The organism is Aliikangiella marina, from assembly GCF_007004765.1.
GTDB classification, from domain to species: Bacteria; Pseudomonadota; Gammaproteobacteria; order Enterobacterales; family Kangiellaceae; genus Aliikangiella; species Aliikangiella marina.
The window spans coordinates 302,458-326,779 of the sequence record NZ_VIKR01000001.1 but is presented as its reverse complement, the minus strand read 5'-3'; the positions used below and the strand labels follow the sequence as shown (position 1 = coordinate 326,779).

Below are 24,322 nucleotides of genomic sequence, written 5' to 3'. Positions count from 1 at the left end.
AAGCTCTAAACTTTTCGACGCCCCCCTCTTTTTCTAAAACGAATAACTTGCTCTAATCACCTCGTTTGCGCCCTCGTGCTCCTTCCTGAGCGGTCTTCTTTTTATGGTAGGCATCGCATACCCATTGCAGATTAGACTCGTCGTCTGTGCCTCCCTCGGCCTTTGGTATGATGTGGTCACATATGGAGCCGAGATGAATAAATCCTTGTTCTTTACATGGCTCACAAAGTCCTTTTGCCCTGGCCTTAATGCGAACTCTGGTCTTACGCCAGGCAGCACCATAACCACGGTCAGTTGTGTTTCCTTGCTTTCGTTGATATTTGCCCCAGTTAGTTGCATCTCCTTGATGAGCTTTACAGTAACCAGGCTTGTCAACAATGACGTTACAACCACGCTTACGGCAATAAGTAGGAAGTCGTTTAGGCATCTCATCCTCTTAACCAACAAGCAATTTCCAGCCAGCCAGTAATACAGTCCATAATGCTGATGTAGCAAAGAACACACCTGTTACTAGGCCTTTGGTTTTACTCAAGAGGATTACTAGGCTATGGATTTCATTAGTTAGCCGCTTTATAGCTCCATGAAGCGAGTCTATGTCCTGCTCTGTTCTATCAACTCTCGTTTCTAAACTTGCTAATCTCTCACCTTGACTTGGTGCCATGATTAAACCCTTATAAAAAAGTCCCGCCCAATTAGGCGGGCAATATCCCAGTCTGCATTTGAAGTCCAATTGAGGACGCTTAAAATTTACTGTTTATTGCTTTGAGATACATCCGAGTCGCTATATTGCATGTAACGGACGCAATTGGCAGAATGGAGCTTTTGGGAACGGAGATTGTGAAATGGAAGAAACGATTGCAAATAGCGCTTCATCGTTAAAATTTTGGATAGACTCAATTCTTATGGGAGGAGTATTGATCGCTCAAGGAATCATTATATGGACAATGAAGAAAAAGGCAGAAGTCATAGAGAGCGCTATTAACACACAATCACAATTGATAAAAGATCAAGCATCAGTTGCTGATAGTGCAATGATCTATGCAGACAAGTTCGACCCTAGTAAATTCGAAGAAATTTTAAAAAGAGAGTTTGCTTTAGAATTCGCGGATAAAATTAGTGAATTAACTAAAGCTGTTGAAGATGCGGAACTAAGTAAACAAGATTATGAAAAGCAATTGGCGACACAAAAAAGACTTATAGAAGCCTATCAAGCCGAATGGGTTCTGCCACTCGTGGCTGCTTATGCATCACTAGCGGTTAATTCGAGAGATATTCAGGTTCAGAGAAGCCTTAAAGTGTTGCAAGAAGGTCCAGCTAAGAAAATGTTTACAAGACACTACGAGCAAACTAAAGAGCAAATTCGCTCTATTTCGGACAAGCTTTACCCAGAGGCTGAACAAAAACCTCAACCCGAGGATTAGCAGGATCAACTTGCCCTCTTGTTTGTCGGTTATCATCTATCTGACTGTCATTATCAAACACAACTCCTTGCAAGCAATCTGTGAGGAGTTTTTCATAATTAGCGACGTCATAATCTCTGTTGTCCGGGGCAAACAAAACATATTGAATTGATAGCCTTGCTTTACCTAAATTTTCTACCTGTATATTCTCGATAGCACGCTCTAATTTTTGTTTATATTCTCTCGCTTTTGTTGTGAGAATTATTCGCTTATAAGCGACCTGATAAATTGCATTTACTGATACCGGAAAAGGTAAAACGTAGTGATAAATTTTATTCATAATTTTTCTTCCTAATTGTATTGAATTTTTGCTGGAAATATGGAAAAATCAACAGCGTGCTTCGCCTCACGCGAACGGACGCGAGCACTTGATTTTTTCCTTACTTTCCTAAGCTTTTCCTCATTAAAAACAATAACTTACACGCATAAAAAAACGGAATTTCCTTACGGAAACAAATTCATTTCCGGACAGAATATTCCGCATCATTCCTATGTAGTCCGCTTCCCTATCCGGCGGTCGGTTTTTGCTCAATTGGATCTATTTTCCCTAGCCTCGCAAGCTCTTCTCTGCCTTCTTTTGAAAACGTAAAAAGTATTCCGTTTACATTTCCTTTTTTTGATGTTTCTTCAATGAATGCAGATCCCTCTGAACGAATGTATTTTATTTTAGTTCTCGCTGTTCGTTCAGTTACTTTAAATTTGCGCGCAATGAGTGTTGCCCAGTTGTTGTAAAATTGCCCGCCACCTCTTAAAAGAGTGAGGCAATCGAGATACTCTTCGGGCATATCAAATTTGATACCCAACGTTGTTCCATCGCTCAATTTGTTAAATTCGAGTGCATTTGTTTTCCACTCCCAAGTCTCGGTATTCCATTCGACTAAATGAGGCTCCGGCGAAGGTCCGTTACGCGTTTCATAATGACATTCAATTTCATTGTTACTATTCCTACGTAAAACTATTCCTGTGTCATAACTACCACGGATAGCAGACGCTCCTCTAATCCCGTCAAAGGCGTTTTCTAATACCTTTGATGATTTATTCATATGATGAATCAAAACTAAAGCACAGCGATTCTCGGTTGCTTCAGTGAGTGTTTGAAGACTATCGATAAATTCATTCATCTCTGCATTATCATTCTCATTACCGCTAAGAAAGTTAACCATTGGATCGAAACAAATAATATCTGGATTAATCTGCTCAACTGCCTGACGCATTAATGCAAGATGACCTGTATTAACTTTGCTGGATAATCGTATCTTTGGCTTATTAACGAAAAAGAAATTGTTTTCAATCATTGCACGAAGCGCGATATTGTTTTCTGTCTCAGTCTGTCCGAAGTTATCCAGCATCGGCCTAAGGCGGTCTTGAAGAAAGTCTTCATGAATTTCATCTTGAAACCAGAGCACCCGACAAGGCTTTTCAAACTCTAGATCAAAGAATGGTCGACCAGTACACGCATGCGCTGCGAATGATTGCCATAGTGCTGACTTACCGATTTTTGGTTCACCAGCTATTAACATAAGACCAGAACGAAACAAAACATGATTACCCCAAATTGGCTTAGCCGTTCGTTCGCTTTTTGGCTTATTCATAATATCTTTTGCAGATATTGGCTGAAACAATGGTTGAACTGGTACAAGTGGCAGCGGTTTTAACTTCCTTTCGGCTTCTTGTTTTTCTAGCCCGGGAATATCCATCACAATCGGTTCAACTAGAGGTTCCTCTATCCAACCGTTAGCAGTTGCTTTGCCATATAAAGTGGCAATGGTAATACCATCGATCTTGTTATCTTTGAATGACCGCCACCTTTTTAAGTGTTCGCTTGGATCAGCTTTGATATAAGCAATTTCAGTTTTAGCCCAGGTGTCCCACAGGTTAAACCCTTGCATGGTACCGCCAGTCTTCTCGTGTAATGCCATTCCAACATGCAGCCAGTTATCACCTAAAGGCCTGATGTGTTTGAGTGCACTAACTAGATAATCTATTTCCGCTTCATCAAGTGGTGGAACAGTGGCCCCCTGCAGCGGTTTATACTCCAGGTTCTTTGATAGATTGATGCGAGATAACTCTAATACTTCTGAAGGACAATCAATAATACATTCATTGAGCTCGTCGTCATCACAGTCGAGCCAATGGTATTGATTCCCTGACACATGATTTGATGGCGGAGCAACAACATAGCCGCCATTGCCACGGATATCGAGACCAAAGCCATTAACTTTAGTTGAGCAACCAATGTCACTGAGCATCCTAAAGTAATGATGAAAGCCGCCACCGCCCGTTGAGACAATTAGAGTTTCCGCAAGTTCTGGTATTTCTTCGAGCAATTCTTCTCGGTACTCTAAGCCGCCTGCTTTCGGATCGAAATCTAAGACTACTAAGTCCGACGCCCTACCCGTTGCAATACCTATATTGGCATTCGGCCACTTAGTCCACCACTCGCGGATCTGCTCTTCATCTTTCGATGCTGCTTTGACCCCGTTAATCGTTCGAGGATGTTTACCTGGACTAGGACATTCTTTACCGCAAGAACAAAACCCGCTCTCAATATTGTGGAGCGGGAAGATTGCGAAACCTTGGCTGATTAGTTCTAATGCGTTGTCGATCAATTTGCTGATCCCATTTTATAAATTTGGCGCGAGAGGTAGGACTCGAACCTACTACACTTGACCAGCGCTTACCTTGCCATTGGTTGCAACTTAACACCCGCAAACGCGCAGATGACAACAGCTCTCTCGCATAAAACTTTCCTTTAATTTTTAACTCGTTCTAATTCATCTTTAAGATGTTGAAAAATATCGATGAATTCTGAATCACTTCTTTCTTGTGCTCGCTTCATGCCTCGCTCAATGATTCTGCGGATTATTTCAGTATCGCTTTTAGGATTTTCCGGTAGTCTGCCATTCTCCTGATAAAACTTTGCATGCTCCAGAGAGTCAAACCATTGATTTTTGGCTAACCCCCACCCACTATCGGTTCTAACTGAGCCGCAATGCTTGCATTTTACATGGTCCCATAAATGAGATATATCTTGGTGGTTACAGATACCCATAAAACTTTCCTTTAAATTTATTCATCCAAACTTGTACACGTCTTACAAGCTCGATCATCAAAAAGAATCTTGGTTCGAGCGCCGCACTTGTAACAGACCAGTGATGTGAAATTTTCATCAAGCTCAGCTATCTCAGCCTTTTCCTTCTCTATTACTTCAGCATATTTGCGCCGACGCTCAGGTCGACTAAAGCGCTTTCGATTCTTTTCGATTTGGTTGCGCCAACCCTGAAACTTATTCTTGATGCCATCTAAACGAACAAGGTATTCATATGAGTTGGTTCTGTTTTTCGCGTAGATCATGAATTTTCATCCGTTTGAAAGAACGCTCCATTAGCTTTACAGTTATTGCAGATCTCAAGAAAATCATCTTTAAAGGGAATTTTCTGACCGCACTTTTCTCTGTGATATGGTTGGCTGCAGCACTCACAAATTTGCATGTCTTTAATTGAAATCATTTCGTTTGATACAGAACACTTAACTTTTCTTTCGTTAGTCACTTTGGATCCCCTTTAGTCTTGAACAATAGTGATATGCTCACCAGATTGAAGTGGTCGAGCTAGAAACACTCCTGAGCAAAGCTCGAAGTTATAGAGGGCGCTTACTGCACCTCCACTATTCAGTGCTATCGCAAATTTCAGATTCACTCTGAGGACAATGTGACCCTCGCCAATCACTTCGTAGAGCTTTTGATATTCGATTTCTTCCAATGGAATGGCTTTCTCTGGTGCTGCCGCGCTTACAAATGACTTCATTGTTTAGACTCCTATTGGATCCAGGTTGTAATTGATCCTCAAGCACTCAAGACTGTGGAATATCGGGATATTCATTTCCTTGGCGTACTCAGCTAAACGCATGGTATTAAGCGAATACTCAGAACCATCAACCAGATACACTGCTGAGCTTCGGCGGATCTTCTCTTTCGCTGCATCAACGAAAAAAGCTTTATCTTGGGCATGGTCAAACCTATGAGTTTCAACAGTAGGCATGACAGGCACTAAGCCAAGCCTTGCCACCTTGAGTCCGATATAGCGAACAGCTTCGACATTGAGGTCTCGCTCATAGACTGATTCAGAGGCGTATGGGCCTAATATGCATACAGTTATCATCGTGTTGTCCTCGGTGGATAATCAGAGTGTTTGATTTTTGGATGGGTTCTCGCCTTTACTTTGCGAGAATATGAGCCGCGCTTAGTGCTTTGGCCTTTGTTTGAACGGTGTTTCATGGCTTTCTCCGTAGCTCTTTGATCGTTGCGCATCCGATACAGAGATTGCATTCCGGAAGTGCCTTTTTCCTTGCTTGAGGGATAATTGCGCCACAAGACACGCAATCATCAGAAGGTGATGACTCCCTGCTCTTATGGCTCTCTAGCGCCCGTTGTCGGTGTAATTCCTCTAATTCAGAGGCATGGTCAAATATGTCCGTCATAGTCCTGTATCCGTATGGTTATCGATATTGACAACAATTCGTTTTCCTTAATGCAAACAAATTGTTATCACTTTTCGTCACTTTTTGTCGCTTTTCGTCACGTTTTGTGATAGTTTGTCATTTGAGTTTTGAATTTCCTCAGAGGTAATTCAGTGAATTTAAAGTCAATCTGGAGCTAATTTCATGGATGAAATGCAAAGAAAAGAAATCGCAGTAGATATTGGTAAGCGCTTATCTGAATACAGAAAGAAAGCTGGGTTTAGATCGCAAACAGACTTAGCAGAGTATATGAACTGCTCAAGGACCCGAATTGCATACTGGGAGGCAGGCCGCAGAACACCTGATATATTCGATATCATCCAACTAGCAGAGATATTAAAGGTTAGCCCTGCAATACTTTGCGGATTCAGAAAGCAGTAAATCAATAATCTAATCATTTTCTTACCTTAAAAGGGCCGCTCAATTGCGGCCTTTTTTGTTGTCCTTTTTTTAACCTACGCCTATCCATAGTTTTCTGTCAAGCAATATTTTGATCTCTTTACGCTATCATTTTTGATTGCGTTTCGCGATCATTTATTTATTGACATACTGAAATAAATTGGTTACGTTTCGCTATCATTAATGCTTTTTAATTAACAAAGGTAATAAATGAAATGAAAACGTTAGCCCAATTACAGGCCGATTTTGAGGCTCTTAAGAAGATTGCTGATGATGCAAATGGCGAGTTAAGCGCATGCAAAAAATTGATTTTAGATAACCTGCAGGTAATCGAATCGCTAAAAAGACAGACATTTGGCGTCCGAAATTTCGATCGCCTTAGGGTCGACCGAAAGGAAAATCGAATTTGGGACCAAGTCGCATTGCTTGACTTCGTTAATGAAGAGCGCCCCCCAATTGACGAATTTCCATTCGACATTGTTTTTAAGGAAAAGCTCAAAGACTCAAAGGCACTCGCCGAGAGTAAGCCAGAAGTTTGGGCCAGGTTACTCCCGTTCTTAACAAAGAAACCCGCCAACCCATCTGTTTCACTCACTCCGGAGAAAAAGCAATGAACCAAATGTCATTAGACAATTTAATCGTTGGTAAACGAAAAACGCCCTTTCGTATCACGCTGTACGGCCTAGAAGGCGTCGGCAAGACCACTTTCGCCGCTGGTGCTCCTAATCCAATTTTCATTGGTGCTGAAGACGGCTCAGACGGTTTAGATGTAACCCGCTTCCCTGCTCCTCAGAACTTAGAAGACATTCGAGCGGCAATCATCACTCTCGCCGAAGAAGAGCATCACTTTGAGACAGTGATTGTAGATTCAGCAGATTGGCTTGAACAAATCATTAGCAAATCTCTTTGCCAACAGCATGGCTGGGACTCAATTGAAGATGCAGGCTACGGCAAAGGCTACAAGATGGTTGGCGAGAAGTTCAAAGAAGTCTTGGATTGTCTCTCTTTTTTAAGAAGTGAGCGCGATATGAATGTCATCATTATTGCTCACTCTGTTGTAAAAGCTTTTAACGATCCAACCGGTGAAAGCTACGACCACTACACATTAGCGACCAGCGAAAAGCAAGTTACACCGCTTCTCAAACAGTGGCCTGATGCCCTGCTGTTCGCCGACTTTGATAAATCCAAAAAAGAAGTTGGCGAAGGGCTCAACAAACGAACAGTCGCCAAGTCCTATGGCCGTCGTGAATTACATACGCAACACAATGCAGCTCATGACGCTAAGAACCGTTACAACCTACCGAAAAAACTTCCGCTTGAGTTCAGTGCATTCCTTGAGCATTACGACGCTTTTTTCGCTGACACCAAAAAGGGGTAAATCATGACTGAACAAGAACGCAAATTGCTTTTTCAGGTTTTCGAAGATCCAAATACATCACCACACAAAACATACACCCGAAGAGAAGCTGCCGTTCTCGTTCGCTGCAGCGCTGAAAACCTGAGAAAGCATCAAGGTACTGAGTTAGCACCAAAGCATAAGCAAGTATCACCAAAAAATGTTGTTTACACACAGCAAGCATTAATCGATTTTTTAACTGAATAAGGAATTTAACCATGCAACAAGAAGATTTAATAATTTGTAATGACCTGGATGAAATACCAGAAACAGACTTTGACGTAGTTCCACCAAATGAATACCCAATGCAAGCTGTAGACGTCACCCTGAAAACGACTAACGATGGCACTGGCAAGTACATCAACGTGCAATTTGAAATCGTCGACGGTGAGCAAGCAGGCCGAAAGATATTCCAAATGTTCAACATAAAGAATAAATCTGCTAAAGCCGTTCAGATCGGTGTAGGTGAATTGAAAAGCTGGATAAAAGCTTGCGGGTACGAACCCAGTGGTCAACTTTTGTTTTCGTCCGTGACCGCTTTAGAAGGCCAGGTTTTTGTTGGCAAAGTAGGAATACAAAAGCAAGAAGGATACGACGACAAAAATACGATTAAAGCCTTTAAATCGGCTAATGGATATGTAGCACCTTCAGAGCCGCAACAAAGCCAAGGCCTTCAGAAAACCCCACAGCAAGCCCAAACATCGCAGCCAGATAAGGTTCCGGCATTCCTAAAAAAACAAGCTCAGTAATTAATTAAGCGCCCTTCGGGGCGCACAGGAATTCGAATGCAACTTCGCGATTACCAACAAAAAACTATTGATAACCTCTACAAGTTCTGGGAAGAACGACCAGGCGAATTTCCCTTAGTCGTCATCCCTACCGGTGGTGGTAAAACAATTATTTTTGGCTCGTTGATCAAACGATTAAAGCGAGAGGTTGAATCAATTCGAATTCTTGTATTAGCTCACCGAGCTGAGCTAATCACTCAAGCTGAAGATAAGACCAAAAAGATATGGGCCGAGGCACCTATAGGTGTATTTGCTGCTTCGATTGGTCGCAAAGAAATTCGTTCAATAACAGTCGCTAGCCGAGACTCATTAGTGAATGCGCTCGATTACTGTGGGATCTTTGACCTCATTATTATTGATGAGGCTCACAATATCAGCCCAAAAGAAGAGTCCGGATATCAAAAAATTATTAACCATCTTCGAGGTGAAAACCCTCGACTTATGGTGGTTGGCTTTACTGCTACTCCTTATCGGACTACTGGCGGATTAATTTATAAAACAGGAGGGCGTTTTGACAAATCAAAGCTTTTCGATGGCGTAGCTTACGAAGTCAAAATTAAGCTGCTAATCGATAGAGGATATCTCTGTGTAGTTGTAGCGCCACGAACCTCTGAAATTTCGAATATCGATACCACAGGGATAAGGACTGTCAACAATGATTTCGTAAAAAAGGAACTAGAGATTGCGGCGGAAAAGACAAGCGTTCTAAATGCCGCTCTCGATGAATGGGAACGCCTTTCCGTAGGACGTAAGCTAACTATATTTTTCTGCGTATCTGTTCATCATGCAATGATGGTCAGTGATATGCTCGCCGAGCGAGGCTATATAGTTCCTGTACTTACAGGCGATAAAAAGATAACACCCAAGACTAAACGGGAAAAGATTATTGAAGACGCAGAAAACCTGCGGATCCATGGTATCGCTAATGTAGGGGTTTTAACTGAAGGCACAGATATCCCACCAATCGATTGCATTGCTATGCTACGCCCTACTAAGTCGCTGGGCTTATATGTTCAGATGGTTGGTCGAGGTCTTCGCCCTTCTCCAGAGACAGGCAAGCAAGATTGTTTGATGCTCGATTTTGGTGGCTGTATCGACCGATTCGGGCCAATTGATATTGCTCAACCCCCAGCAGAAAAAGCGAAAGATAAACGCACGAAGGATTGTCCGAAGTGTAGCGCGATAATCGGTTTCTACGCCCGTAAGTGCAACGTATGCGGCGAACAATTTACACCTCCACCTTTTAAGCTTTGCCCTGAATGCGGCCAAGAGAACGCCCCTACCGCCGCGAAATGTGTCGCTTGCGACCATGTGTTTGTTAGCCATAAAGGGAAAGCAGGAACCGGCGCAATTCTATCGAGTGAAGCTGGCTACAAACCTGTTGAGATTCGGGTTAAGAAAGTTAGCGGCTCTCTTCATAAAAATATCAGCAATGGTCAACCAGTAATCCGAATCACCTTCTCTGGCGGCTTAATGAACTACGCCTATAAAACACTCCTTATCGGTGCTCCTGGCATAGCCGGTGAAGCTGCAAAAATGGATTGGGTACAACTTATGAAAAACGGCGCACCAATCCCACGGAATGCGATCGAGGCTGAGCAAATTCTTAGAAGCGGTAATTTCTTTCGGCGCATTTGGAAAGTGAAGGTAAACGAAAACGATAAACAAAAAGAAGTGACTGAAATTTTATTCCATAAAGGAGCTTAGCGAATGCTATCAAAAACAGTTCTGCAATTAGCTAAAGAGAAACAAGAAAAGCCAACCACTGAATCAACACCCGTTGGCGATATGCCAGTCGAGGATTTTGAGATCTCTGCAGTCAGTGTAATCGATTTACTTGACGCTAGCATGGAGAGAATCAATCGCTCTGAAGTTCCTCGCGGCCACCTTGGAATGAGTCAAATCGGTAAAGAGGATGAGCGTACGCTATGGTTAGATTTTCATTGGTGTTTGCCACGGAATCACCCTGCTCGCACACTTCGGATTTTTAGTCTAGGAAACTTGCTTGAAGATGAAATCATAAGGCTTCTAAAAGAAGTAACACAAGAAGATGCAAAGACTCTTGGCCTAGATGTTTGGGGAGATGAAGAGGCTCGCAAAGAAAAGCGTTTTAATGTTATTGAAGTAGACCCGGATACTGGTCATCAAATCAATTTCAAGATGCTTGGTGGACATTTCGCAGGTAGCTGTGACGGTGTTATCCAAGGACTACCAAACACAGATAAATGGGCTGTGTTAGAGCTTAAATCAGCTAAAGACGATCGTTTCAAAAACTTCAAAGACCATGGCATCAAAGCAACTAGCCCAGAATACTGGGGGCAAGTTCAATGCTATATGGCTAAGACGAATTTAGATCGAGCCTTAGAGATTGTTTACAACAAAGATACATCTGAACTTTATTGCGAAGTAATTAAGTTTGAAAAGTTCGCGTGGGCTGGACTGAAAGATAAGGCTGAAAGAATCCTCGAAGCCATTATTCCACCAGAAAGTAGTTACCCTAATCGCAACTATTTTGAAATCAAAAACTACAAATCTGAAGATTACCAGGCTGTCTATTGGGGCGACATGTTGCCCGAGCGCGCTCACTGCAGAAACTGTCGACACTCTCAGCCGATACTTGAAGGTCAAGACGCCACCTGGTTTTGTAAACGCCATGAGTCAGCTTTAAAAAGTACTGCGGATCAATGGAAAGGTTGCAAGCAGCATAGCTGGATATTTGACCTCGTACCTCTCACTTTTATCCAGGAGCACTCTATCGACGTTGTTGAATATAAAACCCCTAAAGGCAAACCAGTTTACAACGTTCCGAATGACGAGGGCTTTGAGCACGACGAAGCATTCACTTCCGAAGAATTAATCGCCTTATCTGAAAAAGATCCAGACGAACTTCTGGAGAACGAACAGTTTTTGAGTTTGCGCGGGTACATGGGGGCAAGACTAACCAGTAGTCGAGGTAAAAGTTAATCAATGAAGCTGAACTCTCGTAATCGAGCGCGTTGCTCGATATGTACAAAAAGAGTAAAGCCGAGCGAAATAAGCAACGGCGGACGCGGTAATGTCTGCCGAAACTGTAGAAACAAAAGAGACCGTAAAAACTATGCAAATGTGCGACTCAAAAAGTTAACCAGGTTACAAAGAGATCGAGCATGGATAGATCATGCCAACGGGAAAGACTGGCTTGAAATTGCACATCGCTATGACATGGATGAAGAAGAACTAATTCAAATCTTACTTGAATTTTTTGAGGAGGACTCATGACCAGAAAGCAATTAATTCACTACTTCGATGAGTTTATAAAAGCATCGATAAGAAACGGAAGAAAAGCCGAGAGAATTACAGTAACCAAGAAGCAAGCTGACATTTACATGAAGCCGATAATTAAGCGGGCAGTCAGCGAAATGCAAAGCAAAGGTTACTCAAGAATCGCCATTGATAGACGAATTAATCAATTAAATTTTGATAGCTATCAAGGTGTGAAGATCAACATTCAATAGGAGAAATAGAGATGTTTGATTTTTATTTAGCCACAGTTTTATTTAGCGTAATAAGCACCCTACTAAATGCTATTTACGCCTACACAAAAAACGGTGGCTATACAATTGACCAATGGCTTGCGCTGTTCCTCGTTCTCTTTATGAGCTTTATACCTTTAATCAATATCTTAATTCTAATCGCTAACTTATCAACATCGTTAGACCAGTTGGAAGAGGCTAAAAAATGCAAACAAAAACGATAAGAAGATACGGCTTAACAAAAGAGCAAAGAGATTGCTGGCGAACACCTAAATGGATGTTTAACTGGCTTAACTCTATGTATGACTTTGACGTTGATCTAGCCGCGGATGAAGAGAACTCTTTTTGTAAAGACTTTCTCAGCACTGAGCAAGATTCATTATCTGTTGAGTGGTCGAAGTACTGGGATGTGGGCTTTTTAAACCCGCCCTACTCTGCGCCAACACCATGGATCAAGCAAATCATCAAAGAGCAAAACCACGGCTTTACGACGGTGTTAGTTATGCCGACACTTAACGGAGATATTTATAACTCTCCAATATTGCGTCGCGCGTCCTCAATCACTTTTATCATCGGTCGAATTGCTTTCCTAGCTCCAGCTGATTACTGGGTCAAAGGCAAACCAGGTAAGTCAGACAGATTAGTCAAAGCAGGTACACCGGTATCTGGTGGTGCCCGCGGCACAGCTATCTATGAATTTGCACCGATACCGTTATCGCGAGAAGGCCGTGCAACTTTGCTATCTGTAAATCGGAATGAGCTAATTAAAGCTTATTCATAACATCAATCAAACATTCCTAAAGCGAGGTATTTATAAATGATTAGATTAACTTACATGAGTCAAAAATGGATTGGAACCGAGATTGTTTCTTTTGATTGCGACAAGGAAAACATCGATATTTTTTTAGACGAGGGTACGCCAGTACTAATTGTCGAAGATGAAAGCGACTTGCCCATCAATTTGGATTATGAAATCATCTAAGGAGATGAAATTATGAGTAGAATGACCAATAACTTAAAACTTCACATTCTAGAAAGCTGGTATAAAGAGAAGCGAAAGGCAAAATACGAAGAGCACCTAGATAAATTGAAAGCAATCTTAAATCAAGAATTCGAAAAACAGTTTAAAAAGTCTATCAATATTTACAACGAGAACAAGGAACTAGCTAACACAGGTTACTTGCGGAAACGAAATCAATTTATAATTCACATAAGATCAGAGAATATATCTATCTTCGACCTTTCTTGCCAGACTTTCTCCTATTCAAAAGTATTTAGGAATGTTCACAGTATCAAAGTCTCGTCTGTTCCATTCTGTGTTGAGATCAACGAATGGAATACCTATATGGACTACAACAAGAACAAAAAAATACTCGCAGCCTTAAAAGCGTTTAAGCGAGAGTGTTCGAAAATCGAAAATGAAGTTCAAACAATTTTCATGGCTCTTCGCAGAACAAGTACTACTAAAAAATTACTAACCGAATTCCCTGGATTCAAGCAGTACCTTCCTGAGCAAATGACTAATAACACATCGCTAATTAGCATGGATGAGGTTAAGGCCGTTAACAAACTATTGGAGGCATGAGCATGACAGAACAAATCAACGCAATCCCAGGTGATTGGGTAAAAGCAAAATTGCTAACCTCAATAAACGGTTATTCTCCCGAAGCGGCCAGGAAAAAGCGCGCTCGCGGCGAATGGCTTGAAGGTGTACACTGGGTAAAAGCACCAGATAACAACTATTTCTATAATTGGAGAGAGATTGAAATCTGGATTCGGCAAGGTTATTGACACTAACGACCAATGGTCGTATAGTTATTCGTTAGCAAAGTGAGACTTATCGGGACATGACAATAGATATACCCGATTCCGAAATGATAAAACAGACCCGTATTAAAGCGGGCTTTTCACAATCCCAGTGCGCTGAATTAGTTCACGTGAATTTACGATCTTGGCAAAGATGGGAGTCTGGAGATCGTCAAATCAGTGGCGCAGCTTGGGAACTGTTTTTGATAAAAATTGGAAAAAGGAAAGTTCACAATGCTACTAGGAAAAAAGTATGAGGCCTTTAGTCGCAATGACTTTTGGTATGAAGAAGAAATCACCCCCACCTGGCACGTAAGACGCGTCACCTATCTATTCTGGATACCAATCTGGAAAACCACTGTCTTCAACTCTCTTCGAAAAGAAGAAGCTAAAATTCACGCAATCAAGATGAACAAAACGCTATGAGTAAATTAAAGATCCCAGCCGGTGTTTTCATCCATCGAGACAAAATATATGTTGAATTTCGTTTTAAAGGTAGAAGGTATCGAGAAAAGCCTGACAATCTCCACAAGATAACTCAGGCAAATATTAACCACGCTGAGCGCAAAAGAAACTCGATACTCGTCGAGATAAAGGAAAATCGATTCGACTTTATGGCGCATTTTCCAAACTCAAAAAACGCGTCCCTTGTAGATAGCAGCTTGGACTCGAAGCGGACTGTTGCCCAGGGTGTTAAGAACTGGCTAGCCATTAAGGAAGTAAAAACAGCGCCTTCGACTTATTCAAACTACGTCTCTAAATCCAAGCACGTCATCAACGAATTTGGAAATGAGAGAATATCTAACATTTCTAAGAGCCGATTAGAACGATTTCAGATCGAGTTAATCAATAAGAGGTTAGCTCCAAAAACTGTCAATGATATCTTTACCATCATTCGCGGAGTTTGGGGCGATGCTTTCATCGATGAAGTAATACGAGTCAACCCGTTAGAACGCATAAAAAACATTGAACTTGCTGAAAATACCGAAGCTGATCCATTTGAAGTGAGCGAACTTCTTCGTCTGGAAAAACTGTCCAAAAAGTATCCATATGAAATCAACATGATCTTATTTAGTTGCTGGACTGGCTTATCGCTTTCAGAAGCTTTTGGCTTGGCGTGGGAGGACATCGATCTTGGTGCTGGAAAAGTTAAAGTAAACCGAGCGCGAGTCTGTCCTGAATTCAAAGTTCCAAAGGAGCGCTCAAGAGAACGCACAATAGACCTAGTAGATAACGCTAAACCGTGGCTAGAGGCTCAGCGAACAATAAGCTTTATGCTCAAGCCAAAAAACATACTAGTGAGACAACGCGACAATCTAACGAAGAAGTCAGAGGATGTCTCTTTTGTTTTCGTAAACCCGCAAACCAATAGTCATTGGACTAAGCCTACCTGGCAAAAAAGATTTACTTTTGTAATGAAAGCAGCGAAGCTTAGGCACAGGGGGCCAAATCAATGTCGACACACTTTTGCTAGCCAACTGCTGAGCGCTTTTATTCCGCAAGAATGGATTGCTCATCAAATGGGACACAAAGACACTGCGATGCTGAAAAAACATTATGGGAAGTGGATTAAAGACGATTCGCCAAATATGGCGGCATTCGTCAGCGAACAATTAAAACAAGCCCAGGAGAATGAGCAATGTCTGAAGTTTTTGAAACAGAATCAATAATAAGATGTGAATACCCACAAGATCACGATTTCAATGAGACAAAAATTAAACTAGACGTCCAGTGTAAAACGGTAGAAATATCGAGCGAAGGAGGCTCACAAATATTTGCGCAAGGCGAGTGGGAATTAATAAAGAACAAAGTCGATGAATATTTTCAATCCGCAAATTTGAAGACTTGAACGACGGACTAATTCGGACTGAGTTTCGGGAGAAATGGCCACCAAATGGCCACCAATTTTAGACTAGAAACAAAAAAGCCTCTGAAAACAGAGGCTTATTCGTTTATATCTGGCGGAGAGACAGGGATTCGAACCCTGGAAGGGCTATTAACCCTTGCTGGTTTTCAAGACCAGTGCATTCAACCGCTCTGCCATCTCTCCAACTGAGGGCGCATACTACCCGAATATTTCCTCGCAGAAAAGCCAAAAATGACAAAAATAGGCAATTTTTTTTGGGTTGGTGGATCTTTGCCCAGATCTCGCCCAAATCTTGTTACAAAAACGTCTAAAATACTTGACCTAAATGGTTGGGTTCTTTATTTTGAACCCTTATTATAATACAAGGTCTACTGAATATATTCTTCGTAAATTAGGAGTTTACAAATGCAACCTAACCAACCGGTTATTGAAAGAACCACGGGACGTACCGTTGAGATCAACAAAGTTCTCAAGAATACCTACTTGCTTCTTTCTGCGACTTTCATCTTCTCAGCAATAATGGCTACCATTTCAACGCTGATGTATATGCCACCAATGACTTACCTCATTTGTATTGGTATCGCATTTTTGATGATCTGGTTTGTCTTACCAAAAACAGCTAACTCAAGTAGCGGGCTTATCACTGTATTTGCCATCACAGGCTTGATGGGCTTTGCGATTGGGCCGCTTTTAAACGCTTACCTAGCGCTCTCTAATGGCTCTCAAATCATTGGTACAGCTTTGGGTGGCACGGGTATTATTTTCTTCGCACTTTCAGGCTATGCGTTGATGACTAAAAAAGACTTCAGCTTCATGGGTGGATTCTTGTTAGTCGGCTTAATGATCGCAATCGTTGCCTCGTTGGCCAACATCTTCTTGCAAATTTCAGGTCTGTCGCTAGCAATCTCAGCGGTAATTATCCTGATCATGAGCGGCTTCATCTTGTATGATACCAGCCAAATGATTCACCGACCTGAGTCTGCGAACTACATTTTGATGACCGTTTCATTGTTCTTAAGCATGTTCAATATCTTCATCAACTTGTTGCATCTTCTTGGATTTGCGAACGACGATTAATTGGTCGAATCGCCAGTCAGATGAAAGATACAGGGCTCTTTTTAGAGCCCTATTTTTTTAAGGAGATAAAATGGATTGGATGAAAATAGGCTCGGCAATACTAATGATCATGTTCTTGGTCATGATATTTCCGCGTGTAAAACACGAACTGAAACACGGTAAAAAAGGTACTCAACAAGAGTGGCTAGGTGCACTCGCCTTACTTGGTGGGGTAGCGCTTTTTGTCTGGTTGTTGATGAAATCGGTATAACACCGTAAAAATACACAATAAAAAGCCCGCTATTAAGCGGGCTTTTTTGTGGTTTGCTGAATAACGCGGGAAATTACACTACCCCATACGCCAGCATAGCATTAGCAACCTTAACAAACCCGGCTAGATTAGCGCCTTTGACGTAATCCACGTAATCGCCCTCATCTCCATATTTCAGACACTGATCATGGATATCGCTCATAATGCCTTGTAATTTGACGTCTAACTCACGACGTGTCCAGGACATTCGCAAACTATTTTGCGACATTTCGAGGCCAGAGACTGCGACTCCGCCAGCATTCGACGCCTTACCCGGCGCGTAGAGCACTTTATTGTCATGAAAAACATGAATCGCATCGATATAGGTTGGCATATTAGCACCTTCTGCTATCGCTTTAACGCCATTAGCAACCAACTGTTTTGCGTCTTCAACTCCAATTTCATTCTGGGTTGCACAAGGTAATGCGATATCACAAGCAATTCCCCAAGGCTTCTGTCCCTCGTAATATTCCACGCCGTATTTTTCAGCGTACTCTTTGATTCTGCCGCGTTTTACCGTTTTAAGCTCGATAATATAAGCTAACTTTTCTTCATCGATTCCATCAGGATCATGAATAAAACCGCTAGAATCAGACATAGTGACCACTCGCCCGCCCAGCTGAATCACTTTTTCAGCAGCATATTGGGCAACATTTCCGGAGCCAGAAATCACCACCGTCTTACCGTCAAGTGAATCGCCTTGGTGTTTAAGCATCAAGTCCATAAAATAAACCGCACCGTAACCGGTGGCTTCTGTGCGAATCAAGCTACCGCCAAACTCTAAAGACTTACCCGTTAAGGTTCCGGTGAATTCGTTCTCCAAACGCTTATACTGGCCAAACAAATAGCCGATTTCTCTCGCGCCAACACCAATATCACCCGCTGGTACATCCCGATTAGGCCCAATGTGCTTGTGAAGCTCAGTCATAAATGACTGACAAAAACGCATAACCTCTTTGTCAGATTTACCTTTAGGATCAAAATCAGATCCGCCTTTTCCGCCGCCCATCGGCAAAGTCGTCAAACTATTCTTAAAGACTTGCTCAAATCCTAAAAACTTTAAGATGCTCTGATTCACTGAAGGATGAAACCTTAATCCACCTTTGTAAGGGCCGATAGCGCTATTGTATTGAACGCGATAGCCACGATTGACGCGTATCTGCCCTTGGTCATCTTCCCAACTTACCCTAAAAGAAACAATTCGATCGGGTTCAATCATCCGTTCAAGGATGGCGGCTTGATTATAGTGTGGGTGGTCATTGATAAATGGAATGATATCTTCTGCTACTTCTTGAACAGCTTGATGAAATTCCGTCTCACCAGGATTACGCTCGCGGACATCGTCCATGAAAGACTCAAGGTCTAAATTTTTATTCGTCATTTGTCATTCTCTTGGGTTAAGCGCCTAAAAACCTGAGACTCACTAGCCAGGTCTTTAGACAATGTGTCGCTTAAACTTAAAATTATTTCAATTGGGGATATGTTTTAAGTTTGGCTGCGATTATCTCTGTCTATTAATGACAAAGACATTAGACCAGTCTTTTTGTGACAATATTTACCTCAACTACTTGATTTCGCCTCACCCTTACCCGAAAATTACCTGAACTTCAGTTAGTTAGTAGCACATGCTTGGCAAATATGGCCAAATTTACTCTTCTTGTCACCGGCAGTCACAGTCAGTCGCAAGCCCATCATTCAGCAATCCGTTTTATTCGCGCGGTTATCGAATCGGGCAATGAGATTTCGAGTGTTTTCTTTTATCAAGAAGCTGTCACTATCGCTAATCGCTATCTTTGTATCCCCCAGGATGAAACCCAACTAACCGATCAGTGGGTTAAGCTTGCCGAAGCGCATAACTTTGAACTTCAAGTGTGTGTCGCAGCCAGTAATCGGCGCGGTGTGATTAACGAAGAAGAAGCAAAGATGAATGGCAAAGTGGGAGATTCCATCGATAGCGCTTTTGCGGTTCTTGGGCTCGGTCAATTGGCTGCAGCCATGTCCAACTCATCAAGTCGTCTAATTCACTTTAAGTAATTGAAGGTCTTGTGATGGAAACAACAAACACCACAATCATTATCGCGAGTCCACCATTCGGAAAAATTAACGGCAAAGAAGGCGTAGATCTAGCGCTGGTTTGTGCGGCTTTTGAACAAAATGTCCAACTTGTTTTTGTTGATGAAGGCGTTTTTCACTTGCTGACAACCCAAGAAGAAGCGTTTTTCGACGATAAATTCCATGACGCGCAGCTCAAAGCGTTGGAATTTTACGATATCGAACGCGTGCATGTCGAGAAAGAGAGCCTCGCGCAATTTGGCCTAACTCAACAGCAATTGATCGACAACACATCCATCAATACTCGGGCTGAGATTCATAAAATGGTGCTGCAGAGTACGCATACGGTGAGGTTTTGATGTCCCAGTTACACCTGATAAATCGCTCAATGAGTCAAGCAGAGTTGCAAAGTAACTTTGACCGACTTGTGGCCAGTTCCGATTCGCTGCTGTTTATAGGCGATGGCGTTCTTAATTTAGTGAATAACCAGTTAAATACTTATCTGGGTGCGCTTTCTTCACCAATATTGGGTCTCGAAGCCGATATCAGAGCACGCGGACTAACCCGGGAGTCTTTTCAATTTGCGCGAGTCATTAACGATTTAGAAATGGTCGATCTAACTTTAAGTCATCAGAAAACAATTAGCTGGTAAACAAAATGTCGAGCAGCCTTCCTGAACACATTGAGACAGACAAAGAGGGGTATATGAAAGATGCTTCGCTTTGGGACGAGTCCATCGCCGAAATCATTGCCCAGCAGGAAGATATTGCGCTAAGCGACGACCACTGGCAAGTCGTGCGCTACGTGCGTCAATTCTATGAAGAATTTAATACCAGTCCGTCAATTCGACCGCTGGTTAAATATTTGGGTAAAGTACTCCCGCCAGAGAAAGGTAATAGCTTGTATTTACAAATATTATTCCCTGAAGGACCCGCTAAACAAGCTACAAAAATAGCCGGTTTACCTAAACCCGCCCGGTGTACTTAACTATTAGCATCGCGCCTACAGCCCCCACCCGTTTAACTTAATTTTGTGACCGATTAGCCATTTATTCGTATTATTCGTATCCCTTATGTAACTTTTCAGGGTTTCGATATTCTAATTAGCAATAATTCAGTTTAAGTTCATAAATTGTTAATAATATAGCTAAAAGGCAGCATCGCCTTTATCGTATTTTTGATAGAATAATGCTTTTAGCAGCGACCCATAATCTCAAGCAATGGAGAATAAAATGAGAAAATTACTTGGCGCGATGATGATAATTTTAAGCTTTAGCGGAATCGCTCAAGCGAGTGACGACCCATCGGTTGTGCTCAAAGAGATCGCAGACAATATGATTTCAGTCCTCGATAAAAATAAAGAGGCACTTAAGACTGACGATTCACTGGCAGACGAATTAGTCCGTAAACATCTATTGCCTAAAATCGACACCGAATATTTCGCGTCAAGAACACTTGGCTCAAAGATTTGGAAAACACTCGACGATAACCAAAAGGCTTCTTTCACCGAAGGATATATTAGCCAGGTCATTGATAAATACGCCAAGGGACTAGCGCTTTATGACGGCCAATCGTTTGAATTTGAAGCGCCAGAATTCAGTAAAAAGAACCCCACCAGCGCGCGCGTAAAAAGCGAGATGAAGCAACCGGGTGAGCAGCCTTTTAGCATTAATTACATCATGTCAAAGAAAAGTGGTAGTTGGTTAATTACTAACATTATTGTCGAAGGAACTGACATGCGAAAGAGTTATCAACAGCAATTCCGACCACGAATCAATGAAGTGGGAATCGAACAATTTATTGCAGAGCTGAAAACTCCACAACTTTCAGCTAACTAAACTGAGACCCGCTTTAAAAATAAAAAAACCGCCTTTATGGCGGTTTTTTTATTTCAATGATTAGCCGATTATATCTACGCCCATATATGGCTTAAGCGCTTCTGGCACTCTAACTTTTCCATCAGCTGTTTGATAATTTTCAAGTATTGCCACTAACGTTCGTCCTACTGCTAAACCAGAACCATTAAGTGTATGAAGTAATTCGGGTTTGCCAGTTTCAGGGTTACGCCATCTCGCCTGCATCCGACGCGCTTGGAAATCTCCCATGTTGCTGCAAGAAGAAATTTCTCGATAGGTATTTTGTGCGGGTAACCAAACTTCAATATCGAATGTTTTAGTCGCACCAAAACCAATATCGCCACTACACAAAATGACGGTACGATAAGGTAACTCAAGCATTTGTAATATTTTCTCTGCATGCCCAGTCAACTCATCAAGCGCTTGCATTGAGTCCTGCGGTTTAACAATCTGTACCAATTCAACTTTTTCAAATTGATGTTGGCGAATCAGACCTTTCACATCCTTACCATAAGAGCCTGCTTCACTGCGAAAACACGGCGTGTGTCCGGTGAGCTTCATAGGCAACTCACTCTCATTGACAATTTCATCGCGTACCAAGTTCGTTAACGGTACTTCGGCCGTAGGAATCATGTAAAGCGGTTTACCATCTTGGGTAGTACCTTGCACGGTAAAAAGATCCTCTGCAAATTTGGGTAACTGAGAAGTACCATACAAGCATTCAGGATTGACTAAGTAGGGAACATAAGTCTCACTATAACCGTGCGCTTGGGTATGCGTATCCAACATTAATTGAATCAGTGCACGATGCAATTTAGCAACTCCTGCTTTCATCACAACAAAGCGCGAACCGCTCAGCTTCGCCGAAGCCGCAAAATCGATCCCTGCCACACCTTCACCAATATCTGTGTGATCTTTGGGCTCGAAATCAAACTCAGGAACATTACCCCAGCGTCTCACCTCAACGTTGTCTTCTTCGCCTTTTCCTTCAGGAACCGCTTCTGATAACAAGTTGGGCAAACCTAAAAATAAATCATCTAACTTCGCTTGCACGTCTTTAAAGGCGGCTTCAGTTTCATCAAGCTCTTTACCTAAATTTGCAACCTCATCAAGCAACGGCTGAATATCCTCACCCTTCGCTTTAGCTTGGCCAATGGATTTAGAACTGACTTTGCGTTGGTTTTGCAAGTCTTGCATTTTAACTTGTAGCGACTTTCGACTCTCTTCCATATCGAGATAAGCCGATTTATCAAAATCCATTCCACGTCTGGCTAAATTGGCAATCACGCCATCCAGATCAGTTCTAAAAAGCTTTGGGTCTATCATTGGTTAATCCAAATTACTGGTTAATAAAAAATTTGATGTTATAAAAACTCAGTTCAATCGAGTTTAATGCTACTGGGCGGCTATTCTACCACCAACCCAAGCACCAACAAACACGCAAACTAAGCATAAAAGGCAATTTGCGAGAATATTAACGATTAATTTAAAGTTTTCGCCGTGATTGAATAATAAAAGGCTGTCCAAGGCAAATGCCGAAAAAGTTGTAAAGGCTCCTAGAAAGCCAACAAAGAAGAAAAGAACTCGGTTCATTGTCCAATTTGCGGGCCCTTGTTCAATCCAAATGAAAAACAGTCCAGCTAAAAAACATCCAACTAAGTTTACCGCTAAGGTGTGTAGCGGAAATTGAGTATCCGTAATTCGCGGTAAAAACTCTCTTACCCAAAACCGGCAAGCGGCTCCGATGGCACCACCCAACGCGACCATGAGAGTTGGCAGTAATTTTCCCCAAATCGATTCCATTATTATTCTCTTAATTCACTCCAGTTCTTTTGATTTTCAGTGCTAATTGAAATGAGTGCTCTTGTTATTAAACGACTATCATTTAGTGAACTGCTCATTTATTGAACTACTCATTTATTGAACTACTCACTTAGAATTATTTGAAAGCTGTTTCAAAAACTGTAACTTGTCTCTTATTTGCTTTTCCATTCCTCGATCGACGGGATGATAAAAAGTCAGCTCACCCAGCTCATCCGGGAAGTGAGTTTGTCCAGCAGAAAAAGCATTGGGCTCATCATGGTCATAGCGATAGGCTGTACCATAATCTAATTCTTTCATCAGTTTGGTAGGCGCGTTTCTTAAATGTAAAGGTACCTCGTAACTTTCCGACTGCTTTACATGAGACATACATTCGTTAAATGCTTTGTACACTGCATTACTTTTGGCGGCTACCGCCATGTAAACAACCGCTTGAGCAACCGCTAGCTCGCCCTCAGGACTGCCTAGTCGCTGCTGGACATCCCAGGCATTGGTTGCAATTTGCAATGCTCGCGGATCGGCATTACCGATATCTTCACTCGCCATCCTTACTACCCGCCGGGCGATATAAAGCGGATCGCATCCACCATCTAGCATTCGGCAAAACCAGTAAAGCGCCGCGTCTGGATTAGAACCTCTCACCGATTTATGAAGAGCCGATATCTGATCGTAAAACGCTTCGCCCCCTTTATCGAATCGCCGCAAATTTTCGCCAACAATTTCGCAAATTATCTTTTCATTGAGAATCCGCTTACCATCTTGATCTACCGTGCAAATATCGCTGGCCATTTCAAGTAAATTTAAAAGTCGCCGTGCGTCACCGTCTGCAATAGAAATAAGAATCTTCTTTGCCGATTCTGATACCGAAATAGACAAGCTTCCCAAACCTTTTTCGTTATCCGATAAAGCCCGCGCCAAGACTTTGCTCAATGCCGATTCGTCTAATGACTTCAGTACATAGACACGAGCGCGAGACAATAATGCATTATTCACTTCAAAGGAGGGGTTCTCGGTTGTAGCCCCAATAAAGACAAAGGTGCCATCTTCAACATACGGCAAAAACGCATCTTGCTGAGACTTATTAAAGCGGTGAACTTCATCAACAAATAGCAGAGTTCGCTGGCCCATCTGACGTTTTAACTGTGCCTGCTCAACCGCTTTTCTGATATCTTTGACACTGCCCAATACCGCGGATATTGCGATAAAATGGCAATCACATTGGGCGGCAATTAATCGTGCAAGCGTTGTTTTTCCAGTCCCCGGAGGCCCCCAGAAAAGCATTGAATGTAATTTGCCTTGGCTTATCGCTTCGTAAAGCGGTTTACCCTCCTCAAATAAATGCGTTTGACCGGCATATTCAGAGAGCGAAGCAGGACGCATTCTCGCTGCTAGCGGCTGAGAAGAAAAATCATTCGCTTGGTTGTCTTCTTCAGAGAAAAGATCAGCCATAAGTAGAACCTGATGTAAAAATGAGACCTGATG

Annotated in this window: 37 protein-coding genes and 1 tRNA gene; 24 read left to right on the top strand and 14 right to left on the bottom strand. The window is 42.1% G+C overall.

Annotated elements, in window-relative coordinates:
* Nucleotides 1-52 precede the first annotated feature (52 nt).
* The gene (locus FLL45_RS01500) at nt 53-427 is read right to left on the bottom strand and encodes an HNH endonuclease (protein WP_142888022.1); all 375 of its coding nucleotides are present in this window, start codon (nt 425-427) and stop codon (nt 53-55) included.
* Nucleotides 428-436: 9 nt separating this feature from the next.
* Nucleotides 437-661, bottom strand: a complete 225-nt coding sequence (locus FLL45_RS01495; protein WP_142888021.1) for a hypothetical protein — start codon at nt 659-661, stop codon at nt 437-439.
* 181 nt (nt 662-842) lie between these two features.
* Here FLL45_RS01495 and FLL45_RS01490 point away from each other — a divergent pair, with 181 nt between their 5' ends.
* The gene (locus tag FLL45_RS01490; protein ID WP_142888020.1) at nt 843-1,421 is read left to right on the top strand and encodes a hypothetical protein; all 579 of its coding nucleotides are present in this window, start codon (nt 843-845) and stop codon (nt 1,419-1,421) included.
* Here FLL45_RS01490 and FLL45_RS01485 read toward each other — a convergent pair.
* The 7 genes from FLL45_RS01485 to FLL45_RS23190 all read right to left on the bottom strand — a co-directional run bounded on the left by FLL45_RS01485 (nt 1,366) and on the right by FLL45_RS23190 (nt 5,939).
* Nucleotides 1,366-1,740: a RusA family crossover junction endodeoxyribonuclease gene (locus tag FLL45_RS01485; protein ID WP_142888019.1), complete on the bottom strand. Its 375-nt coding sequence runs from the start codon at nt 1,738-1,740 to the stop codon at nt 1,366-1,368. The two genes, FLL45_RS01490 and FLL45_RS01485, sit on opposite strands and share 56 nt — an antisense overlap.
* 226 nt (nt 1,741-1,966) lie before the next feature.
* Nucleotides 1,967-4,069, bottom strand: a complete 2,103-nt coding sequence (locus FLL45_RS01480) for a bifunctional DNA primase/polymerase (RefSeq protein ID WP_142888018.1) — start codon at nt 4,067-4,069, stop codon at nt 1,967-1,969.
* A 143-nt stretch (nt 4,070-4,212) separates the two neighbouring features.
* Nucleotides 4,213-4,512, bottom strand: a complete 300-nt coding sequence (locus tag FLL45_RS01475; protein ID WP_142888017.1) for a hypothetical protein — start codon at nt 4,510-4,512, stop codon at nt 4,213-4,215.
* A gap of 17 nt (nt 4,513-4,529) precedes the next feature.
* On the bottom strand, nt 4,530-4,814 hold the full coding sequence (locus tag FLL45_RS01470; protein ID WP_142888016.1) for a hypothetical protein: 285 nt from the start codon (nt 4,812-4,814) through the stop codon (nt 4,530-4,532).
* A 209-nt stretch (nt 4,815-5,023) separates the two neighbouring features.
* Nucleotides 5,024-5,266: a hypothetical protein gene (locus FLL45_RS01465; protein WP_142888015.1), complete on the bottom strand. Its 243-nt coding sequence runs from the start codon at nt 5,264-5,266 to the stop codon at nt 5,024-5,026.
* Between the two features lie 3 nt (nt 5,267-5,269).
* Nucleotides 5,270-5,620 (bottom strand): hypothetical protein, encoded by a 351-nt coding sequence (locus tag FLL45_RS01460; protein WP_142888014.1) that lies wholly within the window; start codon nt 5,618-5,620, stop codon nt 5,270-5,272.
* A 112-nt stretch (nt 5,621-5,732) separates the two neighbouring features.
* Nucleotides 5,733-5,939, bottom strand: coding sequence for a TraR/DksA C4-type zinc finger protein (locus tag FLL45_RS23190; RefSeq protein ID WP_142888013.1), 207 nt, complete (start codon nt 5,937-5,939; stop codon nt 5,733-5,735).
* A 183-nt stretch (nt 5,940-6,122) separates the two neighbouring features.
* Here FLL45_RS23190 and FLL45_RS01450 point away from each other — a divergent pair, with 183 nt between their 5' ends.
* The 16 genes from FLL45_RS01450 (at nt 6,123) to FLL45_RS01375 (ending at nt 15,728) form a co-directional block, all read left to right on the top strand.
* Nucleotides 6,123-6,359, top strand: a complete 237-nt coding sequence (locus FLL45_RS01450; protein WP_142888012.1) for a helix-turn-helix domain-containing protein — start codon at nt 6,123-6,125, stop codon at nt 6,357-6,359.
* 233 nt (nt 6,360-6,592) lie between these two features.
* Entirely contained in the window at nt 6,593-6,991 is a 399-nt protein-coding gene (locus FLL45_RS01445; RefSeq protein ID WP_142888011.1) for a hypothetical protein, read from the top strand.
* Complete coding sequence (locus FLL45_RS01440) at nt 6,988-7,755, top strand: ATP-binding protein (RefSeq protein ID WP_142888010.1); 768 nt, start codon at nt 6,988-6,990, stop codon at nt 7,753-7,755. Before FLL45_RS01445 ends, FLL45_RS01440 begins: the two co-directional genes overlap by 4 nt.
* 3 nt (nt 7,756-7,758) lie before the next feature.
* Entirely contained in the window at nt 7,759-7,980 is a 222-nt protein-coding gene (locus tag FLL45_RS01435) for a hypothetical protein (protein ID WP_142888009.1), read from the top strand.
* Between the two features lie 11 nt (nt 7,981-7,991).
* On the top strand, nt 7,992-8,522 hold the full coding sequence (locus tag FLL45_RS01430; RefSeq protein WP_142888008.1) for a DUF669 domain-containing protein: 531 nt from the start codon (nt 7,992-7,994) through the stop codon (nt 8,520-8,522).
* 36 nt (nt 8,523-8,558) lie between these two features.
* Nucleotides 8,559-10,268 carry a DEAD/DEAH box helicase gene (locus tag FLL45_RS01425; protein WP_142888007.1) on the top strand — a complete coding sequence of 570 codons (1,710 nt, stop codon included), beginning with the start codon at nt 8,559-8,561 and terminating at the stop codon, nt 10,266-10,268.
* A gap of 3 nt (nt 10,269-10,271) precedes the next feature.
* A complete protein-coding gene (locus FLL45_RS01420) occupies nt 10,272-11,525 on the top strand; it encodes a PDDEXK family nuclease (RefSeq protein ID WP_142888006.1) in 1,254 nt (417 codons plus the stop codon).
* Between the two features lie 3 nt (nt 11,526-11,528).
* Nucleotides 11,529-11,819, top strand: a complete 291-nt coding sequence (locus FLL45_RS01415; RefSeq protein WP_142888005.1) for a hypothetical protein — start codon at nt 11,529-11,531, stop codon at nt 11,817-11,819.
* Nucleotides 11,816-12,055 (top strand): hypothetical protein, encoded by a 240-nt coding sequence (locus FLL45_RS01410; RefSeq protein WP_142888004.1) that lies wholly within the window; start codon nt 11,816-11,818, stop codon nt 12,053-12,055. The genes FLL45_RS01415 and FLL45_RS01410 overlap by 4 nt, the downstream gene beginning before the upstream one ends.
* Nucleotides 12,056-12,278: 223 nt before the next feature.
* Nucleotides 12,279-12,854, top strand: a complete 576-nt coding sequence (locus FLL45_RS01405) for a DNA N-6-adenine-methyltransferase (protein ID WP_142888003.1) — start codon at nt 12,279-12,281, stop codon at nt 12,852-12,854.
* 36 nt (nt 12,855-12,890) lie between these two features.
* Nucleotides 12,891-13,055 (top strand): hypothetical protein, encoded by a 165-nt coding sequence (locus tag FLL45_RS22690; RefSeq protein WP_185964284.1) that lies wholly within the window; start codon nt 12,891-12,893, stop codon nt 13,053-13,055.
* Nucleotides 13,056-13,067: 12 nt separating this feature from the next.
* A complete protein-coding gene (locus tag FLL45_RS01400; protein ID WP_142888002.1) occupies nt 13,068-13,658 on the top strand; it encodes a hypothetical protein in 591 nt (196 codons plus the stop codon).
* Nucleotides 13,659-13,660: 2 nt separating this feature from the next.
* On the top strand, nt 13,661-13,864 hold the full coding sequence (gene xisR / locus FLL45_RS01395; protein WP_142888001.1) for an excisionase family protein: 204 nt from the start codon (nt 13,661-13,663) through the stop codon (nt 13,862-13,864).
* 249 nt (nt 13,865-14,113) lie between these two features.
* A complete protein-coding gene (locus tag FLL45_RS01385; RefSeq protein ID WP_142887999.1) occupies nt 14,114-14,305 on the top strand; it encodes a hypothetical protein in 192 nt (63 codons plus the stop codon).
* Entirely contained in the window at nt 14,302-15,549 is a 1,248-nt protein-coding gene (locus FLL45_RS01380) for a tyrosine-type recombinase/integrase (protein WP_142887998.1), read from the top strand. Before FLL45_RS01385 ends, FLL45_RS01380 begins: the two co-directional genes overlap by 4 nt.
* Nucleotides 15,519-15,728, top strand: a complete 210-nt coding sequence (locus tag FLL45_RS01375; RefSeq protein WP_142887997.1) for a hypothetical protein — start codon at nt 15,519-15,521, stop codon at nt 15,726-15,728. Before FLL45_RS01380 ends, FLL45_RS01375 begins: the two co-directional genes overlap by 31 nt.
* Nucleotides 15,729-15,838: 110 nt before the next feature.
* Here the strand turns inward: FLL45_RS01375 and FLL45_RS01370 are convergent.
* Nucleotides 15,839-15,929, bottom strand: a tRNA-Ser gene (locus FLL45_RS01370).
* Nucleotides 15,930-16,151: 222 nt separating this feature from the next.
* Here FLL45_RS01370 and FLL45_RS01365 point away from each other — a divergent pair.
* Both FLL45_RS01365 and FLL45_RS01360 read left to right on the top strand, forming a co-directional pair.
* On the top strand, nt 16,152-16,823 hold the full coding sequence (locus FLL45_RS01365; protein WP_142887996.1) for a Bax inhibitor-1/YccA family protein: 672 nt from the start codon (nt 16,152-16,154) through the stop codon (nt 16,821-16,823).
* 70 nt (nt 16,824-16,893) lie between these two features.
* The gene (locus FLL45_RS01360; RefSeq protein WP_142887995.1) at nt 16,894-17,073 is read left to right on the top strand and encodes a hypothetical protein; all 180 of its coding nucleotides are present in this window, start codon (nt 16,894-16,896) and stop codon (nt 17,071-17,073) included.
* 73 nt (nt 17,074-17,146) lie between these two features.
* Here FLL45_RS01360 and gdhA read toward each other — a convergent pair whose 3' ends face one another.
* Entirely contained in the window at nt 17,147-18,493 is a 1,347-nt protein-coding gene (gene gdhA, locus FLL45_RS01355) for an NADP-specific glutamate dehydrogenase (RefSeq protein ID WP_142887994.1), read from the bottom strand.
* Nucleotides 18,494-18,750: 257 nt separating this feature from the next.
* Here gdhA and tusD point away from each other — a divergent pair, with 257 nt between their 5' ends.
* From tusD to FLL45_RS01330, 5 genes are all read left to right on the top strand, one after another.
* On the top strand, nt 18,751-19,146 hold the full coding sequence (gene tusD / locus FLL45_RS01350) for a sulfurtransferase complex subunit TusD (RefSeq protein WP_142887993.1): 396 nt from the start codon (nt 18,751-18,753) through the stop codon (nt 19,144-19,146).
* Between the two features lie 14 nt (nt 19,147-19,160).
* Entirely contained in the window at nt 19,161-19,523 is a 363-nt protein-coding gene (tusC, locus tag FLL45_RS01345) for a sulfurtransferase complex subunit TusC (RefSeq protein WP_142887992.1), read from the top strand.
* Nucleotides 19,523-19,816: a sulfurtransferase complex subunit TusB gene (gene tusB / locus FLL45_RS01340; protein WP_142887991.1), complete on the top strand. Its 294-nt coding sequence runs from the start codon at nt 19,523-19,525 to the stop codon at nt 19,814-19,816. The genes tusC and tusB overlap by 1 nt, the downstream gene beginning before the upstream one ends.
* Before the next feature lie 5 nt (nt 19,817-19,821).
* Nucleotides 19,822-20,151, top strand: a complete 330-nt coding sequence (locus tag FLL45_RS01335; RefSeq protein WP_142887990.1) for a TusE/DsrC/DsvC family sulfur relay protein — start codon at nt 19,822-19,824, stop codon at nt 20,149-20,151.
* A 244-nt stretch (nt 20,152-20,395) separates the two neighbouring features.
* A complete protein-coding gene (locus FLL45_RS01330) occupies nt 20,396-21,001 on the top strand; it encodes an MlaC/ttg2D family ABC transporter substrate-binding protein (protein ID WP_185964283.1) in 606 nt (201 codons plus the stop codon).
* A gap of 60 nt (nt 21,002-21,061) precedes the next feature.
* Here FLL45_RS01330 and serS read toward each other — a convergent pair whose 3' ends face one another.
* The 3 genes from serS to FLL45_RS01315 form a co-directional block, all read right to left on the bottom strand.
* The gene (serS, locus tag FLL45_RS01325) at nt 21,062-22,345 is read right to left on the bottom strand and encodes a serine--tRNA ligase (RefSeq protein WP_142887988.1); all 1,284 of its coding nucleotides are present in this window, start codon (nt 22,343-22,345) and stop codon (nt 21,062-21,064) included.
* A 69-nt stretch (nt 22,346-22,414) separates the two neighbouring features.
* Nucleotides 22,415-22,822 carry a fluoride efflux transporter CrcB gene (gene crcB / locus FLL45_RS01320; RefSeq protein WP_142887987.1) on the bottom strand — a complete coding sequence of 136 codons (408 nt, stop codon included), beginning with the start codon at nt 22,820-22,822 and terminating at the stop codon, nt 22,415-22,417.
* Between the two features lie 126 nt (nt 22,823-22,948).
* Nucleotides 22,949-24,289: a replication-associated recombination protein A gene (locus FLL45_RS01315; RefSeq protein WP_142887986.1), complete on the bottom strand. Its 1,341-nt coding sequence runs from the start codon at nt 24,287-24,289 to the stop codon at nt 22,949-22,951.
* Between the last annotated feature and the right edge of the window lie 33 nt (nt 24,290-24,322).

What these genes read in the sequence shown, in the direction of transcription:
- FLL45_RS01410 (WP_142888004.1), top strand. Translation starts at nt 11,816, where the DNA reads ATGACCAGAAAGCAATTAATTCACTACTTCGATGAGTTTATAAAAGCA.
- FLL45_RS01380 (WP_142887998.1), top strand. Translation starts at nt 14,302, where the DNA reads ATGAGTAAATTAAAGATCCCAGCCGGTGTTTTCATCCATCGAGACAAA.
- FLL45_RS01420 (WP_142888006.1), top strand. Translation starts at nt 10,272, where the DNA reads ATGCTATCAAAAACAGTTCTGCAATTAGCTAAAGAGAAACAAGAAAAG.
- gdhA (WP_142887994.1), bottom strand. Translation starts at nt 18,493, where the DNA reads ATGACGAATAAAAATTTAGACCTTGAGTCTTTCATGGACGATGTCCGC.
- FLL45_RS01440 (WP_142888010.1), top strand. Translation starts at nt 6,988, where the DNA reads ATGAACCAAATGTCATTAGACAATTTAATCGTTGGTAAACGAAAAACG.
- tusD (WP_142887993.1), top strand. Translation starts at nt 18,751, where the DNA reads ATGGCCAAATTTACTCTTCTTGTCACCGGCAGTCACAGTCAGTCGCAA.
- FLL45_RS01375 (WP_142887997.1), top strand. Translation starts at nt 15,519, where the DNA reads ATGTCTGAAGTTTTTGAAACAGAATCAATAATAAGATGTGAATACCCA.
- FLL45_RS23190 (WP_142888013.1), bottom strand. Translation starts at nt 5,939, where the DNA reads ATGACGGACATATTTGACCATGCCTCTGAATTAGAGGAATTACACCGA.
- FLL45_RS01335 (WP_142887990.1), top strand. Translation starts at nt 19,822, where the DNA reads ATGTCGAGCAGCCTTCCTGAACACATTGAGACAGACAAAGAGGGGTAT.
- FLL45_RS01360 (WP_142887995.1), top strand. Translation starts at nt 16,894, where the DNA reads ATGGATTGGATGAAAATAGGCTCGGCAATACTAATGATCATGTTCTTG.
- FLL45_RS01490 (WP_142888020.1), top strand. Translation starts at nt 843, where the DNA reads ATGGAAGAAACGATTGCAAATAGCGCTTCATCGTTAAAATTTTGGATA.
- tusB (WP_142887991.1), top strand. Translation starts at nt 19,523, where the DNA reads ATGTCCCAGTTACACCTGATAAATCGCTCAATGAGTCAAGCAGAGTTG.
- FLL45_RS01385 (WP_142887999.1), top strand. Translation starts at nt 14,114, where the DNA reads ATGCTACTAGGAAAAAAGTATGAGGCCTTTAGTCGCAATGACTTTTGG.
- xisR (WP_142888001.1), top strand. Translation starts at nt 13,661, where the DNA reads ATGACAGAACAAATCAACGCAATCCCAGGTGATTGGGTAAAAGCAAAA.
- FLL45_RS01475 (WP_142888017.1), bottom strand. Translation starts at nt 4,512, where the DNA reads ATGGGTATCTGTAACCACCAAGATATATCTCATTTATGGGACCATGTA.
- tusC (WP_142887992.1), top strand. Translation starts at nt 19,161, where the DNA reads ATGGAAACAACAAACACCACAATCATTATCGCGAGTCCACCATTCGGA.
- FLL45_RS01485 (WP_142888019.1), bottom strand. Translation starts at nt 1,740, where the DNA reads ATGAATAAAATTTATCACTACGTTTTACCTTTTCCGGTATCAGTAAAT.
- FLL45_RS01425 (WP_142888007.1), top strand. Translation starts at nt 8,559, where the DNA reads ATGCAACTTCGCGATTACCAACAAAAAACTATTGATAACCTCTACAAG.
- FLL45_RS01495 (WP_142888021.1), bottom strand. Translation starts at nt 661, where the DNA reads ATGGCACCAAGTCAAGGTGAGAGATTAGCAAGTTTAGAAACGAGAGTT.
- FLL45_RS01400 (WP_142888002.1), top strand. Translation starts at nt 13,068, where the DNA reads ATGAGTAGAATGACCAATAACTTAAAACTTCACATTCTAGAAAGCTGG.
- FLL45_RS01365 (WP_142887996.1), top strand. Translation starts at nt 16,152, where the DNA reads ATGCAACCTAACCAACCGGTTATTGAAAGAACCACGGGACGTACCGTT.
- FLL45_RS01330 (WP_185964283.1), top strand. Translation starts at nt 20,396, where the DNA reads ATGAGAAAATTACTTGGCGCGATGATGATAATTTTAAGCTTTAGCGGA.
- FLL45_RS01465 (WP_142888015.1), bottom strand. Translation starts at nt 5,266, where the DNA reads ATGAAGTCATTTGTAAGCGCGGCAGCACCAGAGAAAGCCATTCCATTG.
- FLL45_RS01435 (WP_142888009.1), top strand. Translation starts at nt 7,759, where the DNA reads ATGACTGAACAAGAACGCAAATTGCTTTTTCAGGTTTTCGAAGATCCA.
- FLL45_RS01315 (WP_142887986.1), bottom strand. Translation starts at nt 24,289, where the DNA reads ATGGCTGATCTTTTCTCTGAAGAAGACAACCAAGCGAATGATTTTTCT.
- FLL45_RS22690 (WP_185964284.1), top strand. Translation starts at nt 12,891, where the DNA reads ATGATTAGATTAACTTACATGAGTCAAAAATGGATTGGAACCGAGATT.
- FLL45_RS01470 (WP_142888016.1), bottom strand. Translation starts at nt 4,814, where the DNA reads ATGATCTACGCGAAAAACAGAACCAACTCATATGAATACCTTGTTCGT.
- FLL45_RS01450 (WP_142888012.1), top strand. Translation starts at nt 6,123, where the DNA reads ATGGATGAAATGCAAAGAAAAGAAATCGCAGTAGATATTGGTAAGCGC.
- FLL45_RS01405 (WP_142888003.1), top strand. Translation starts at nt 12,279, where the DNA reads ATGCAAACAAAAACGATAAGAAGATACGGCTTAACAAAAGAGCAAAGA.
- FLL45_RS01445 (WP_142888011.1), top strand. Translation starts at nt 6,593, where the DNA reads ATGAAAACGTTAGCCCAATTACAGGCCGATTTTGAGGCTCTTAAGAAG.
- FLL45_RS01460 (WP_142888014.1), bottom strand. Translation starts at nt 5,620, where the DNA reads ATGATAACTGTATGCATATTAGGCCCATACGCCTCTGAATCAGTCTAT.
- FLL45_RS01415 (WP_142888005.1), top strand. Translation starts at nt 11,529, where the DNA reads ATGAAGCTGAACTCTCGTAATCGAGCGCGTTGCTCGATATGTACAAAA.
- FLL45_RS01500 (WP_142888022.1), bottom strand. Translation starts at nt 427, where the DNA reads ATGCCTAAACGACTTCCTACTTATTGCCGTAAGCGTGGTTGTAACGTC.
- FLL45_RS01430 (WP_142888008.1), top strand. Translation starts at nt 7,992, where the DNA reads ATGCAACAAGAAGATTTAATAATTTGTAATGACCTGGATGAAATACCA.
- crcB (WP_142887987.1), bottom strand. Translation starts at nt 22,822, where the DNA reads ATGGAATCGATTTGGGGAAAATTACTGCCAACTCTCATGGTCGCGTTG.
- serS (WP_142887988.1), bottom strand. Translation starts at nt 22,345, where the DNA reads ATGATAGACCCAAAGCTTTTTAGAACTGATCTGGATGGCGTGATTGCC.